General features: G+C 45.4%; 16 protein-coding genes. 6 read left to right on the top strand and 10 right to left on the bottom strand.

Going from position 1 to position 12,956, the window contains the following annotated elements:
* Position 1 precedes the first annotated feature (1 nt).
* Genes BQ5375_RS08750 through BQ5375_RS08735 form a run of 4 tightly spaced genes read right to left on the bottom strand, consistent with a single transcriptional unit; the run spans position 2 to position 3,290 of the window.
* A complete protein-coding gene (locus BQ5375_RS08750) occupies positions 2 to 262 on the bottom strand; it encodes an HPr family phosphocarrier protein (RefSeq protein ID WP_022132224.1) in 261 nt (86 codons plus the stop codon).
* Positions 259 to 1,881: a phosphoenolpyruvate--protein phosphotransferase gene (gene ptsP, locus BQ5375_RS08745; RefSeq protein ID WP_022132223.1), complete on the bottom strand. Its 1,623-nt coding sequence runs from the start codon at positions 1,879 to 1,881 to the stop codon at positions 259 to 261. The genes BQ5375_RS08750 and ptsP overlap by 4 nt, the downstream gene beginning before the upstream one ends.
* Before the next feature lie 27 nt (positions 1,882 to 1,908).
* The gene (locus BQ5375_RS08740; protein WP_022132222.1) at positions 1,909 to 2,400 is read right to left on the bottom strand and encodes a PTS sugar transporter subunit IIA; all 492 of its coding nucleotides are present in this window, start codon (positions 2,398 to 2,400) and stop codon (positions 1,909 to 1,911) included.
* 53 nt (positions 2,401 to 2,453) lie between these two features.
* Complete coding sequence (locus BQ5375_RS08735) at positions 2,454 to 3,290, bottom strand: PRD domain-containing protein (RefSeq protein WP_076917727.1); 837 nt, start codon at positions 3,288 to 3,290, stop codon at positions 2,454 to 2,456.
* A gap of 502 nt (positions 3,291 to 3,792) precedes the next feature.
* Here BQ5375_RS08735 and BQ5375_RS08730 point away from each other — a divergent pair.
* Positions 3,793 to 4,041, top strand: coding sequence for a hypothetical protein (locus tag BQ5375_RS08730; protein ID WP_022132220.1), 249 nt, complete (start codon positions 3,793 to 3,795; stop codon positions 4,039 to 4,041).
* Positions 4,042 to 4,091: 50 nt separating this feature from the next.
* On the opposite strand, the gene BQ5375_RS08725 is transcribed toward BQ5375_RS08730, so the two are convergent.
* A complete protein-coding gene (locus tag BQ5375_RS08725) occupies positions 4,092 to 4,928 on the bottom strand; it encodes a phosphotransferase family protein (protein WP_022132219.1) in 837 nt (278 codons plus the stop codon).
* A gap of 200 nt (positions 4,929 to 5,128) precedes the next feature.
* Here BQ5375_RS08725 and BQ5375_RS08720 point away from each other — a divergent pair, with 200 nt between their 5' ends.
* Positions 5,129 to 5,755 (top strand): ABC transporter ATP-binding protein, encoded by a 627-nt coding sequence (locus BQ5375_RS08720; protein ID WP_022132218.1) that lies wholly within the window; start codon positions 5,129 to 5,131, stop codon positions 5,753 to 5,755.
* Positions 5,752 to 6,522: an ABC transporter permease gene (locus BQ5375_RS08715; protein ID WP_022132217.1), complete on the top strand. Its 771-nt coding sequence runs from the start codon at positions 5,752 to 5,754 to the stop codon at positions 6,520 to 6,522. Before BQ5375_RS08720 ends, BQ5375_RS08715 begins: the two co-directional genes overlap by 4 nt.
* A gap of 60 nt (positions 6,523 to 6,582) precedes the next feature.
* Here BQ5375_RS08715 and BQ5375_RS08710 read toward each other — a convergent pair whose 3' ends face one another.
* From BQ5375_RS08710 to BQ5375_RS08690, 5 genes are all read right to left on the bottom strand, one after another.
* The gene (locus BQ5375_RS08710) at positions 6,583 to 7,224 is read right to left on the bottom strand and encodes a lactate utilization protein (protein WP_022132216.1); all 642 of its coding nucleotides are present in this window, start codon (positions 7,222 to 7,224) and stop codon (positions 6,583 to 6,585) included.
* A 21-nt stretch (positions 7,225 to 7,245) separates the two neighbouring features.
* Entirely contained in the window at positions 7,246 to 7,677 is a 432-nt protein-coding gene (locus tag BQ5375_RS08705; RefSeq protein WP_022132215.1) for a hypothetical protein, read from the bottom strand.
* Positions 7,678 to 7,776: 99 nt separating this feature from the next.
* A complete protein-coding gene (locus BQ5375_RS08700; protein ID WP_143529457.1) occupies positions 7,777 to 10,557 on the bottom strand; it encodes a cation-translocating P-type ATPase in 2,781 nt (926 codons plus the stop codon).
* A 185-nt stretch (positions 10,558 to 10,742) separates the two neighbouring features.
* Positions 10,743 to 11,342 carry a DUF4364 family protein gene (locus tag BQ5375_RS08695; RefSeq protein ID WP_022133286.1) on the bottom strand — a complete coding sequence of 200 codons (600 nt, stop codon included), beginning with the start codon at positions 11,340 to 11,342 and terminating at the stop codon, positions 10,743 to 10,745.
* A 101-nt stretch (positions 11,343 to 11,443) separates the two neighbouring features.
* A complete protein-coding gene (locus tag BQ5375_RS08690) occupies positions 11,444 to 11,656 on the bottom strand; it encodes a hypothetical protein (protein WP_022133287.1) in 213 nt (70 codons plus the stop codon).
* A 140-nt stretch (positions 11,657 to 11,796) separates the two neighbouring features.
* Here BQ5375_RS08690 and BQ5375_RS08685 point away from each other — a divergent pair, with 140 nt between their 5' ends.
* The 3 genes from BQ5375_RS08685 to BQ5375_RS08675 are packed head-to-tail and all read left to right on the top strand — an operon-like array spanning position 11,797 to position 12,930.
* Positions 11,797 to 12,087, top strand: coding sequence for a helix-hairpin-helix domain-containing protein (locus BQ5375_RS08685; protein WP_022133288.1), 291 nt, complete (start codon positions 11,797 to 11,799; stop codon positions 12,085 to 12,087).
* Between the two features lie 5 nt (positions 12,088 to 12,092).
* The gene (locus tag BQ5375_RS14240) at positions 12,093 to 12,491 is read left to right on the top strand and encodes a hypothetical protein (protein WP_022133289.1); all 399 of its coding nucleotides are present in this window, start codon (positions 12,093 to 12,095) and stop codon (positions 12,489 to 12,491) included.
* A gap of 43 nt (positions 12,492 to 12,534) precedes the next feature.
* Entirely contained in the window at positions 12,535 to 12,930 is a 396-nt protein-coding gene (locus tag BQ5375_RS08675; protein WP_022133290.1) for a hypothetical protein, read from the top strand.
* Positions 12,931 to 12,956: the final 26 nt, after the last annotated feature.

Raw genomic sequence — 12,956 nt, 5'->3', positions numbered from 1 at the left:
TTTACAGGTTTGCTTTCAGAAATTCTTCCAGAGCAGCAGCAGCTTCTGCTTCCTGTGGACCGGAAACTTCGATGGTCAGAGTGTGGCCCTGTTTTGCACCCAGCTGCATAACACCCATAATGCGTTTTGCATCAACAGTCTTGTCACCAGCAGTGATTTTGATATCGCATTCTTTCCATGCGCCAGCAGCTTTTGCAAGCTGACCTGCCGGACGAGCGTGCAGACCGATTGGGTCCTGAATTACATAAGAAATTGTTTTCATTTTACAATAACCTCGCTTTCGCAAACTTTCTTTCTCAACTGCAGCACCCTTGTTGGGGATACAGATAATTCATCATAGCCCATTTCCAGGAAGGTATCTGTCATAGTCAGATCCGCAGCAAGTTCGCCGCAGATTCCGCACCAGATTCCTGCCTTATGTGCGTTTTGTGCAATCATTCCGAGCAAGCGGATGAGTGCCGGATGATGTGGATCATCAAATCCATCCAGAGATGGGTTCTGACGGTCAACCGCCAGAGTATACTGGGTCAGGTCGTTGGTACCAACGCTGAAGAAATCTACTTCTTCTGCCAGCAGATCGCTGATAACAGCTGCTGCTGGGGTCTCGATCATGATGCCGTGCTCAACTTCACCAATTTCAATGCCTTCCTGCTTCATCTCTTCGCGGATCTGCTCGCACATTTCTTTAAGCTTGCGAACTTCCCACACTGAAGCAATCATCGGGAACATTACACTGACTGGTCCCAGTGCACTTGCACGATAGATCGAACGCATCTGGGTACGGAATACTTCCGGACGGCGCAAACAGATTCTTGCACCGCGCAGACCCAGTGCCGGGTTTTCTTCTTTATCCAGTTCAAAGTAGTCTGCCTGTTTGTCAGCACCGATATCCAGTGTACGGATAACGACACGTCTTCCTTCCAGCCCTTCTACTACCTTGCGGTAAGCGTTAAACAGTTCATCTTCGGTCGGGTAGGTGTCGCGTCCCAGATAAAGGAACTCGCTGCGCAGCAGACCAACGCCTTCTGCATCACCCTTGAGCACATGCTCAACATCAGCAGGGCTGCCGATATTGGCATACAGTTTAATCTTCTGACCGTGTGGGGTAACGCTTTCCTTGCCGCGATAGTTTTCCAGCTGACGCTGATATTCGTCGGCAGTGCGTTTCTTTTCCTGCATCTTTGCCAGTGTCTCTTCATCTGGATCGATGTAGTAGCAGCCGTCAAAGCCATCTACAATCATCATCTTTCCATCGAGATCTTCCTCAAGATTGATCTGGGTTTTTACCAGAGATGGGATACCCATGATTCTTGCCAAAATTGCAGTATGGCTGTTCGAGGAACCCTGTCTTGTCACAAATGCAAGAATTTTGTCTTTTGGCATCTGGACTGTTTCGGATGGGGTGAGGTCTTCTGCAATCAGAATACCCGGTTCTTCCATCGAAAATCCTACTTTGCCGTTGCACAGGATGGTAACAACACGGGTGGAAATATCCTGTACATCGGTTGCGCGCGCCTGCATATAAGCGTCATCCATTGCGGAAAATGCTGCTGCAAAGGTATCGCCGGTTTCTTTAACTGCCTGAGCTGCGCTTGCACCATTCTGAATCATTGCCTCGATGCTTTCCAGATAATCCAGGTCATCGAGCATCATCATCTGTACATCCAGAATCATTGCCTGTTCTTCGCCCAGACGCTCTGCGGCATCCTGCATCAAAGTCTGGAGCTGTTCCAGAGCGGTCTGTTTTGCCGCTTCAAATTTCTGCTGTTCCACAGCGGGATCACCACAAGAAACAGGCAGAGTGGCAAGCTGTTTTTTATAAACATAAGCTTTGCCGATGGCAATTCCGGAAAAGACCGGACGTCCATTTCCAAAAATCATATTGTAATGCCTCCAAATTTCAGCGTCTTATTTTTTCAGGGTGAGAACAACATCGCCTACCGATACAGTTCCGGTATGTGGCTCAATTGCAGTAAACTGATCCGAGTTGCAGATTACGATTGGAGTGATGACATCATATCCTTCTGCTGCAATTGCTTCTCTGTCAAAACTGATGAGCTTCTGGCCTTTTTTGACCTGATCGCCGTTTGCTGCGTGAACCTGGTAGTATTTACCTTTGAGGTTTACGGTCTCCAGACCAACGTGGATGAGGATTTCGATGCCGTCGTTGCTTGTCATGCTAACTGCGTGACCGGTATCAAACATCATCTCGATTTTGCCGTCACATGGAGCAAACACTTCGTTTCCAGTTGGGCGGATTGCAAGACCTTTGCCCAGAATCTCATCGCTGAAAGTAGGATCGTTTACCTGAGAAATCGAAACTGCTTCACCTGCAAGCGGTGCTGCAAGTTCCATCTTTGGTTCTTCTTTTTTTCCAAACAGCTTATCCAAAAATCCCATAACTATTACAACCTTTCATTTCATAAAACTGTAACTGTACTTTAAATATATGATTAACCTCGGTTGACCCGATGTAAATTAACGGTCAGATAGGCGCGCTGTTCCGGTGTCAGCGGACGGCCACTTGCCTTTTCCAATGGATGAACCAGAATACCTGCCAGCTGATATTCCCCGGGAAATGCCTGCGGAATCAGCACAGACAATGGACTTTCCTGCTCGAGTACCGGATCATCCGAAAACTGTTTTAATGCAAGGAATTTCAGATGAACGATAAACTCATCAAAATCGATCGAGCTGCGGTCCACATGGAAGGATGGATGTTCCTCCAATACTCTGAGCATTTCTGACAAGGTTTGTGTTACCTGCATGGTGATACTCAGCGAATTTTCGTACTCTGCATTGAGAAGATGCAGTGCAATGGATGCAGCCTCATCTTCCAGGAGAGAAACATGAAATCTGCGTTCAATCTCTGCCAGAGCATAGGAACCGATTGCATATTCCTTTGGATAGAACAGACGAACTTCGGTGTGCAAAGCATTTGCAAAGCGCATTCCGTTTTTTTCCCGCTGAATGGCAAAGCAGATATGATCACTGAGCGTATAGTAAATTACTTCACTCAGCTTATGACCCAAAACGCTCTGTGCGTATTCAATCAACTCAGCACAAAATTCCACCTGATCGTGAGGAAGGCTGGCATAAAGCGTCTGCAAACGCTCCATGTTGTTCTGATCTGTAATGCGAAAAACCTTTTCTGCCTGTTCACGCTCCACGGTATGCCCTGACTTTAACCCAAAGCCAAGACCTCGCCCCATAACAATGTATTCACAGCCATTTTCGTCCTGACAACTGACTACATTGTTGTTGATTGTCTTAATCACACGGAAACTCACAGATCACGCCTCCTTTGACAACCATGCAGCAAATCTTTCTTGTGCCAAACAGCACAAAAAAGAGCTAGCTCTTTTATATAAACAAAAAAACCAGGTCTCACAAAAATCACCACAAATCAGCCGGCAAAAAATGACGACAAAATGTGATGTGCTTTGTGAGCCCCGGTTTTGCCCGCTTATGCAGTAACAATCCAAGTTCATATTCAAATTATATAAAAAATAATTGCATCTGTCAATGGATTTTCGGCAAAACAAATAGTTTAGTGAACTTCACAAAAACTCCGTTAATTCCTTGTTAATATTTACTTAAAAAATGGCATTTCAGACCGTATTTTCCTCGCGTACACGTCCCTTTTTTCCTGCCAGTTTCAGCGACACCTTCCTAAGTTAGAAAACATATTTCTATTTTCTTCTTAAAAAGCAAGATTGCTTTTTAAAGAAAATCATGCTATACTTTGCTCAAATTACGACAATCAGGCTTTATACTGGAAAGGATATTATCATGAAAAAACTGTTTGCAATTTCTATGACCTGTTTGCTTACCTGCCTGCTGGTTCTTCCTGTCTGCGCTGAGTCAACCACTGAATCCCCGGTAATTCCAACTCTGGGAAACGGTGACGGACTGCTGGTGGATGGTTTGGCTCTTTTTCTGGTAGCAGTCATTCTGTTTGCGGTCATCGTTTTCTTTTACCGCGTTCTGGGACCGAAAGATAAAAAACCGGGTTCTCCGCTCAAAAAGAATCGAAAATAGTTTAGATAAACAAAAGGGAATGGATCTGAAGTCCATTCCCTTTTATGATGTCATCGAATATTTTGTTGCAAAAAACTTCTCACAAAATCCTGATATTCCGTTTCTCCCATTTTATAAAAGAAGGAATAGATCAGTACCATATAATAACGCACCAGATCTTCTTGGAAAGTTCCTTCTGAAGCATATCCCCGCAAAAACTCCCTGATTTCTTCCTCTGTCAGCAAAAAACGCTGACCTGGACGCACAATGAGTGCCCACGCAATATCAAACTCCCGATTTCCCATCCCGGACAGCTCAAAATCCAAGATAGCCGAAATGTGCTTTTCTTTCCACAGAATATTGGCATAATGAAAGTCCCCATGACAAAAACATCGGGTTTCCCGCTCCGGTTTGTGCTTTACAAGATAATGGTAGACTTCTTCTAATCGCAGCTCACGAAAATGCTCTTCTAGTGGAATATGAAAGAACCTGCGGTCTTTCACATTTTCAAAATTTCCCTGTGTCTGGTGCAGTATTGCAAGAGTCTGGCCATATTCGAACAGATAATCTATCGACTTCTCGTCTTTATTTTGATTAAGCAGCATCGATAATCTTTCTCCCTGCCGCGCAATCGTCACCACAAATTGTTCTCTATTCTGGTCATAGTCGATAATCTCAGGAGCAAGTTCCAGATTCAGCTTTAAAATGGTATCAATTTCTCTTTTGATATCCGCACCCTGTTGCCTTGCAACCTTGATGTATACCTCTGTCTCCTGCTGCTGGTAGATTCCCTTTGCATGAAACACATCATTGCCGGCATGGGGATAACCCAGAATTTCTGTTAACCGAAAGTGATGGTAGTCCAGTTCAAACGGGTCGATTGTTTCCCTCCACTTGGCTGGATGCATCCTGATTCCTCCTTTATTATGCAGCATCTTACATGAAGTTATTCTATATTCTTTTTCTTCCTTCTATCAGGAAAGCTGCTCTGTTTCTTGCATTCAATTTCCCGCTGTGATATAATCGTTGTCGAATTTTTAAAGTTCCTAAATTTACTAAAATCATTTTATCATAATGCTTCAACACAGAAAAGAGGAATCATTGTCAGATGGAACTATTTTCTTCTAAAGAAGGTTTGTGCTTTCAGCAGTTGATCACCTATCCTGAAATCAAAATCAATGCTGACTGCTTTTCCTTTATCACTGGAAAAAGCGGCTGCGGAAAGAGCACCTATCTGCGAATGCTCAGCGCGACCCTGTCAGCACCGGACGGTCAGATTTTTTATCGTTCAAAGCCGCTCGAGGACTATCCTGTCTTGGATTACCGCAGAGAAGTCATGCTGGTTCCTCAGCAAGTCTTTCTTTTTGATGGAACTATACGAGAAAACTTTGACCTCTTTTACGATATGAGAGAGGAAAAACAGCCCTTAGATGAAGACGTGCAGCGGTTTCTTTCCATCTGCTGTGCTGATTTTCCGTTGAGTGCTAACTGTTCTACCCTCTCCGGCGGAGAAAGGCAGCGTGTCTTTCTTGCAATCTTTCTTTCTGCGATGCCAAAAGTTTTGCTGCTGGATGAACCGACCGCTGCATTGGACGAACAGACCTCCGAAACTTTGCTGCACAATCTAAAACAGTTTTGCTCGCAAAACAACATCAGCGTAGTCTGTGTCTGCCATAACGGCGAACTGGTCCGCCGGTTTGCTGACCAAGAAATCAGATTGGGGGAAGAACGATGAACGGAATTGTCCAGCTGCAATTATGGCAGTTTTCTTTGATTTACCTTTTACTGTTAATCGTCATCTTTATCATGAAGCGGTGCAGCATCAACCGAACCAAACTTTTGATTGTAGCCAGCATCAAGATGACCGTTCAGCTGATTCTTTCTGGACTAATCCTCACCTATATTTTTGAAAACCCACATCCGATTTTTGTTGTTGCCTATGTCTCGGTCATGGTGTGGTTTTCCATCCACCGGGTTTTATCCAACAACAAAGACTTGAACAAACGGTTTAAGGCGGTGATTGCACTTTCGATTGCAAGTTCCGGACTGTTTGTACTGCTGTTCTTTGTCTGTGTTGTTGTGGGAGAAAGCATCTTCAATCCACAGTATGTTATCCCAATTTCCGGTATGCTGATGGGCAACACCATGACCGGTGTCTCTCTGGGTATCAAGACCTTTCGGGAAAGTCTGGATGGTCAACGTGCCAAAATCAATGCCCTACTGTGTTTTGGCGCTGCACCTAAAAAAATCTTGATGCCGTTTGTGAAGCAGTCGCTGGAAACTGCCATGCTTCCAACCATCAATTCGATGATCGGGATGGGTGTTGTTTCCCTTCCGGGCATGATGACCGGTCAGATTCTGTCCGGTACTCTGCCGACCACCGCCATCCTGTATCAGATTGCAATTATGATTGCAATCTGCACTATGGTCACCAGTGCAAGTTTCGGAGCGCTGTATTTTGGTTACCGGACTTTGTACGACTCCAAAAAACAGATTATCTAAAGCAAAAAAGCTTCCTGAAAACAGGAAGCTTTTTTATGTTTTCTTTCTATTTTGTTATCTTTAGAAACCGAGCTCTTCGCCTACCAGAACTACTTTAATTCTGTTTTTGTGGCGCTGCTGAGCACTGACAACATAGTTGCAGCAAATTCTGCCTTCGCTGTGACAGTTCATGCATTCACCGACTTTTGCACATGGGGTCTCACAGTGCAGACGAACTGCATTGATCGGCGCTGCCACCTTTTTCACTCTCTGTACCGCAGCATCGATATCCGGAACAATTTTATTATATCCCGCTACCACGATAACACTGTCCGGTCCATAGACCAAAGCAGCTACGCGGTTGGAATTTCCGTCCACATTGTAAAGCTCACCATTTTCAGTGATAGCATTAGCGCTGAGCAGATAGGTGTCTGCAAAAAATGCCTTACGCAGAATATCCTTGGATTCCTGTGGGGTAAGTCCCGGCTTTGCGCGATCCAGAAAATCATAACGACCGCTGCGCAGCAGATCCATGATGCCGCACTCTGCCAGTGTAACCGAACCACCGCATGCAACAACCTGACCGGTCGGGATCAGACTTTCCACAATTTTCAGCGCGTCTTCTTTTGTCTTTGCATAAAACGGCTGCATGTTGTTTTTTTCCAGATTTGCCATTGTTTTGGCAATTCTTTTTTCAATAACGAAGCGTTTGTTCTCATCCATTTTCTAATTCCCCATTTCCTTTTATTTTACAGCTTCTTTTACTGTCAGCGTTGGACGCTGTTCCAACGCAAGCTGTTTCTGCTGACGAATGGTAACATATCTCTTTTTGCGGAAGGTCAAAAACAGTACAATCACACTTGCCAAAATCGACAAAACCGAACCGGTAATCAAGGTTTCAATCAAAGAAATATCAACCATATAGAAATGAAGCACAATGAAGGAAATGGCTGCTCCGAGATCTGCAGCAACATGATAGGTTACCAGTTCCGGCAGACGGATTTGACTCCAAAAGCTTTTTGCAACCAATGCGATTCCGATTGCCGCAATTGCAAGCGAAAGGATTACCAGCAGAGCTGGAAGATGAATCTTTCCCAGAAACGCAAGCAGCATGGAAGAAACCACTCTGGTCACCGAACCGGCAAGCATCATATAGTACAGAATTTTTTTATACAAAGTTATCGCCACCTAAGTAAATTTCCCTCAGAAAAAGAGAATTTCTTCCTTTTTATCAGGTTTGAGGTGGTTTTATTATATCATATTTTTCCAGTAAAATCAAATTGACCTGGAAACGGCCTGTTTCTGCCTGCTTTTGGGCTTGCTTTTGGAAGCATTGCTTTGGCTGTTAATGACCTCTTCTTTTCTTTTGGGCTTGCTTTTGGAAGCATTGCTTTGGCTGTTAATGACCTCTTCTTTTCTTTTGGAAAACATCATTCCGCTGACCACCGACCACAGCAGAGGAGCTATCATCAGCAGCACACCGATAAGCTTCATCTGCTCTGTATTCAAAGCAGTTGTCTCAAAAATCATCCTGCCCATCGGGTGCCATACTGCAAATCCCATCACCATCAGGGAGGTGCACACTGCAGCAATCAGTTTCCAGTTATTGAAAAATGGAATGCTAAACAGCGTCTTGTTCTCCGACTTACATTCAAACACATGAATCAGCTGGGTTAAGATCAAAGTAACCAACGCGCCGGTTCGGGCAGTCTCCAAGCGAATTGCTTCAGGAATTGCAGGACTGGTCAGCAGCAGAGAAAAGGCTGCAATGGTCGTCAGTCCAATCAGCATTCCCCGGAACAAGATCACGCTGAGCAGACCTCCAGAAAAGATGGAATCGGTGCTCTTTCTTGGCTTCTGATTCATGACATCACTATCCGGTGGGTCCAATCCCAGAGCGATCGCCGGCAAACCATCAGTCACCAGATTGATCAGCAAAATCTGAATCGGCAGGAGCGGAACAGGCATTCCCATCAGCATTGCAAGGAACATGGTGACTACCTCACCGATGTTGCAGGAAAGCAGATATCGGATAAACTTTCGGATATTCCGGTAGATCACTCTTCCTTCTTCAATAGCGGAAACCAAAGTAGCAAAATTATCGTCCATCAGGATGACTGCGCTTGCCTCCTTGGTGACATCGGTTCCGTTTTTTCCCATCGAAACACCGATGTTTGCCTCCTTGACCGCTGGCGCGTCATTGACTCCGTCTCCGGTCATTGCCACGATGTTTCCCTGCGATTTGAGCCCTTTGACAATGCGCAGCTTGTGCGCTGGTGTCACCCTTGCAAACACGCTGACTTTGGGCAGCTTCTGCAAAAAGCTTTCGTCGTCCATCCGTTCTATCTCTGCACCGGTCAATACTTCGCCGCCCGGACGCAGGATTTTTAGCTGCGATGCAATAGCACAGGCGGTCTCCCTGCTATCTCCGGTAATCATCACCGGCCGAATCTGCGCTGTCCTGCATTTTTCCACCGCGTCAAAAGCTTCCTTTCTCGGCGGGTCGATCATTCCGCACAGACCGCAGAACACTAAATTTTGTTCAGCACAGTCGGATGTTGAGTTTGCCCTGCGCCAGCACAGTGCCAGTACACGCATAGCATCCTTTGCCATTGCTTCATTTTCACTTAAGATCTTCTGTTTCTGCATCGGACTCATGACCGATACCTCGCCATTCTTCTGGCAGAACGCGCACCGCTGCAATAAAATGTCCGGTGCACCTTTGGTAAACAGAAACATTTCCCCATTTTTGTTTTTCACAACAACCGACATCATCTTCCGCTGTGAATCAAACGGTATTTCTTTGAGCACCGTAATACCGCTCGACGAAAATTCAACACCGCCTTTTGCCCCCAGTACAGCAAGAGCCGCTTCGGTGGGTTCCCCGTTTACTGCATAGCTTTTGGAAAACAGTCCCTTTCCCCTACGGTTTGCGCCACCTTCTATCCTTGCGTTATTGCATACAACCGCAATTTCAAGGCTTCTTTTTAAATCAGGGTTTTCTTCAATACGGATTTGTCTGCTGTTTTGCTCAATTTTCCCGCTTTCCAACCCGTTTCCAGTTACTGTAAACTGCTGCCCTGCACAGCAGAGCTTCTTGACGGTCATGCGGTTTTCGGTAAGAGTTCCGGTCTTATCCGAGCAGATCACGTTGGCGCATCCCAGTGTCTCCACTGCGTGCAGCCGTCGAATGACTGCATTTTTCTTCACCATGCGGTTGACCGACAACGCCAGAGCGATGGTGACAATGGCAGGCAAGCCCTCAGGAATTGCTGCAACTGCAAGGGAAATTCCGGTGATGAGCATATCCAGTACCGGCTCCCCGCGAAGGATTCCGACCCCCGCTACCACTGCACAGATCAGTAAACAGCCTGCCGCGATCATCTTACCCAGCTGGTCAAGCTTCTGCTGGAGCGGTGTCTGCTCCTCCTCGATGGAATCAAGCATTACCGCAATCTGTCCCATGCGGGTATCTTCACCAATGGCATGGACAATCGCCTTGCCGTGTCCTCGAGTAACGATTGTCCCCATAAATGCACAGACCTGATCGGAGGTATCGTTGGTGCGGTAGTCGGTATATGCTTTTTCCACCGGGACCGATTCTCCCGTCAGCAACGATTCATCCACCATCAGCGCACTGTTCTCGACGATACGACAGTCTGCCGGTACACGATCCCCTGTTTTGAGCAGTACCAGATCTCCGATAGTCACTTCCCGCGCCGGAATCGTCTGCTCTTTTCCGTCACGGATGACACTGGCTGTGGGAGCTGCCAGTTCATTTAATTTTTCAAGCGAACGTTCGGTGCGATATTCCTGAAAAAATCCCAGAAGTGCGTTTAACATTACAATTGCGATGATGGTGACTGCCTCCACCTTTTCCCCCATCATCAGAGAGATTCCGGTCGAGCACAGCAAAATCAGCGTCATCAGATCCCGAAACTGGGACAGAAAGATTTTGATTGGATTTTTCTTCCGGCTGTTTTCCAGAAGATTGTCCCCATAGTCCACACGGTTTTGCTGGGCCTGTCTTTGTGTAAGCCCCGGATATTGTGTCATCTTGAAAACCCCATCCTTTCTTTTTTGCGGTTTCATGAAAGAATGTTTTGCTGCTTTAACCAAAACAAAGCAAAACCTTCTTTACAATTTAAAATTCCGCTTTCGATTCTGACCTGTCCTAAGGATATGTTTTTGGGGCAAAAAAAATGACAGGCAGTCTTGCAAAACTGTCTGTCATAATCTTTTTATTTTTCAATCAGGGCGGTAAGGATGCGGGAATAAACCTCAGCAGGGTCATTCTGAATATGTTCCTTTACCAGAATGCACTCCTCTTCGGTGGGTAAAAACACATTTAAGTTCATCAGGTCTGAGCCGATATCCCGGATGGTCAATTGCAGGATGTAGCCGTCCGAAACAGGGTGATAGTTCACATCCACCTCGTCCATACACTTTTGCACCTCGGTGAGGTGACGTGCAGTTTCCAGAGTCTTTTCCCTTACCGTCAAAGGCAGGGTTTTCTGGAAGGTCTGGGCGGTGATGGAACCGACTTCGGTAATCACAAAAATTTCCTTTTCTCCGTCCGGTGTCATCTGCCGACGGATATGTTCAGTCTTTTCCAGTTCGCTCATCGACTCGGCAAACTCAAAATAGTTGACCAGTCCGGTTTCCTGAAAGATTTCGTTGAGCTCATCAAAAGACAGTCCCGGCTGCTCCCCATCTGAAAGAGCTGCCCCGGGGGAATTTTTCTTCAAGCTGTCCAGCAAAAAGCAAATTAAAATCTTTACTTCAAAATCGTTGGTTAAGCCTCCCGGCTGGATTCCTCCCACAAAAGCGTTAAAGGCCATTCCTTTTCCACCTCATTGTCGTTGTTTTTTCTATTTTACAACATTTTTGTTCATTTTAAAAGAGACGTTTCTCAGTTTTTCTTAAAATTCTTCTTTTTCTCTTAAATTTTCGAGAGTTTTTCCAAAATGGACTGCATCTTTCTGGGGGAAACATAACCACCTGCGTTATTGATGATATCCCGAAGCGGAATTGCGTTTGCCATCGGAAGCATCGGGTGACGCATAATCATCGGCAGCTCCTTTTGCAGCATTGCTTTTGCCTGCGGATTTTTGAGCACCTCTCCGACGGTGATATTATAATTCTTTAAATCCATATTATCTGCTCCTTTCTGTAATCGTAAAAAGGTTTCCTTATATCTTATGCACTTTGTAAAAAATTGTGTTTCTCCCCTATATAATGGCTGATTTTTCTAATATTCCATGATACAATGAAGAAAAAGTCAGGAGGGATTTTATGAAAACTGATCTGCTCTGCATCCCAGGAATCGGTAAAAATATTCGTCAGGACCTGATTAACATTGGCATCGACTGTGTCGAAGCGCTGCGTGGTCAAGACCCTGAACAGCTATACCAAAAAGATTGCCAGTTCAAGGGATATACTGAAGACCGCTGTCAGTTATATGTTTTTCGATGTGCTGTCTACTATGCCGATCACGATACTCATGATCCCCAAAAATGCAAATGGTGGTATTGGAAGGATCATATTTACCTTCCAACACCACAGATTTTCGACCCAAAGGAGTAGTTGCTATGAGAAAAGTGTTACACATAATAATACCCCTCCTGCTTGCTGTGATACTCGCTCTCTTCTGTTGCGGATGCAAAAAGGAGGATGTCCTTCATGCAGGACTCAATGCCGAAATACTGGAAGTCAACGTGGAGAATAAGACAATCCGGGTGCGTAATCTTGATAGAAGCGGTCAATTGCTCCTGGAAGAGTGTACCTTCGATTGCTCCGAAGCCGAAAAAGAAGACCTGATCATCTATGTAAAGTACGGAACCGGCGATGTTACCCAGCTTTCCCTTTCTGACCTGCAGCCGGGGGATGATGTGATTTTGTGGATTTATGACTCTGAGCTTTCCAAAGCAGAAAGTGGCAGCATTGCCAAACTCTATGAAATCCAGCTTGGCACACAGCGACTAAGTTAACTTACTACATCATACTTTCATTTATAATCAAGGGGGAATCTCTGTGAAAAGAATATTTTCCATCTTAACACCTGTCCTACTTGCCTTAATGCTCGTTCTTTTCTGCTGCGCATGCCAAAAAGAGAGTGTTCTCTGCACCGGATTCGATGTTGAGCTGCTCGAGGTCGATGCGGAAAAACAGACCATCCGTGTACGTGACTTGAGGGAAGAAGGCAAAACATTTGGGCAGGACTGCACTCTCGACTGCTCTGAGCTTACAGAACGTGGATATATTCTGTACGTAAACTACGATACCAGCGAAGAGACTTATCTTTCCCTTTCCGACCTGCAGCCGGGAGATGAATTGTTCCTCTCCATTCATGAATCGGAACTTGCCAAAGTAGAAAGCGGCAATGCTCGCCTCTATGGAATCCAGCTTGGAACGCAGCGGTTTAGCTAATAGACCGCAATTTGTGCAAGGAATTA

The sequence above is a fragment of the Negativibacillus massiliensis genome (assembly GCF_900148495.1).
GTDB classification, from domain to species: Bacteria; Bacillota; Clostridia; order Oscillospirales; family Ruminococcaceae; genus Negativibacillus; species Negativibacillus massiliensis.
Note: the sequence above shows the minus strand (reverse complement) of the source record. Positions and strands in the feature narration are given on the sequence as shown.

Excerpts from the sequence above, each read along its gene's own strand:
- BQ5375_RS08710 (WP_022132216.1), bottom strand. The coding sequence starts at position 7,224 with ATGGATGAGAACAAACGCTTCGTTATTGAAAAAAGAATTGCCAAAACA.
- ptsP (WP_022132223.1), bottom strand. The coding sequence starts at position 1,881 with ATGATTTTTGGAAATGGACGTCCGGTCTTTTCCGGAATTGCCATCGGC.
- BQ5375_RS08725 (WP_022132219.1), bottom strand. The coding sequence starts at position 4,928 with ATGCATCCAGCCAAGTGGAGGGAAACAATCGACCCGTTTGAACTGGAC.
- BQ5375_RS08730 (WP_022132220.1), top strand. The coding sequence starts at position 3,793 with ATGAAAAAACTGTTTGCAATTTCTATGACCTGTTTGCTTACCTGCCTG.
- BQ5375_RS08720 (WP_022132218.1), top strand. The coding sequence starts at position 5,129 with ATGGAACTATTTTCTTCTAAAGAAGGTTTGTGCTTTCAGCAGTTGATC.
- BQ5375_RS08695 (WP_022133286.1), bottom strand. The coding sequence starts at position 11,342 with ATGGCCTTTAACGCTTTTGTGGGAGGAATCCAGCCGGGAGGCTTAACC.
- BQ5375_RS08685 (WP_022133288.1), top strand. The coding sequence starts at position 11,797 with ATGAAAACTGATCTGCTCTGCATCCCAGGAATCGGTAAAAATATTCGT.
- BQ5375_RS08740 (WP_022132222.1), bottom strand. The coding sequence starts at position 2,400 with ATGGGATTTTTGGATAAGCTGTTTGGAAAAAAAGAAGAACCAAAGATG.
- BQ5375_RS08700 (WP_143529457.1), bottom strand. The coding sequence starts at position 10,557 with ATGACACAATATCCGGGGCTTACACAAAGACAGGCCCAGCAAAACCGT.
- BQ5375_RS08715 (WP_022132217.1), top strand. The coding sequence starts at position 5,752 with ATGAACGGAATTGTCCAGCTGCAATTATGGCAGTTTTCTTTGATTTAC.
- BQ5375_RS08750 (WP_022132224.1), bottom strand. The coding sequence starts at position 262 with ATGAAAACAATTTCTTATGTAATTCAGGACCCAATCGGTCTGCACGCT.
- BQ5375_RS08690 (WP_022133287.1), bottom strand. The coding sequence starts at position 11,656 with ATGGATTTAAAGAATTATAATATCACCGTCGGAGAGGTGCTCAAAAAT.
- BQ5375_RS14240 (WP_022133289.1), top strand. The coding sequence starts at position 12,093 with ATGAGAAAAGTGTTACACATAATAATACCCCTCCTGCTTGCTGTGATA.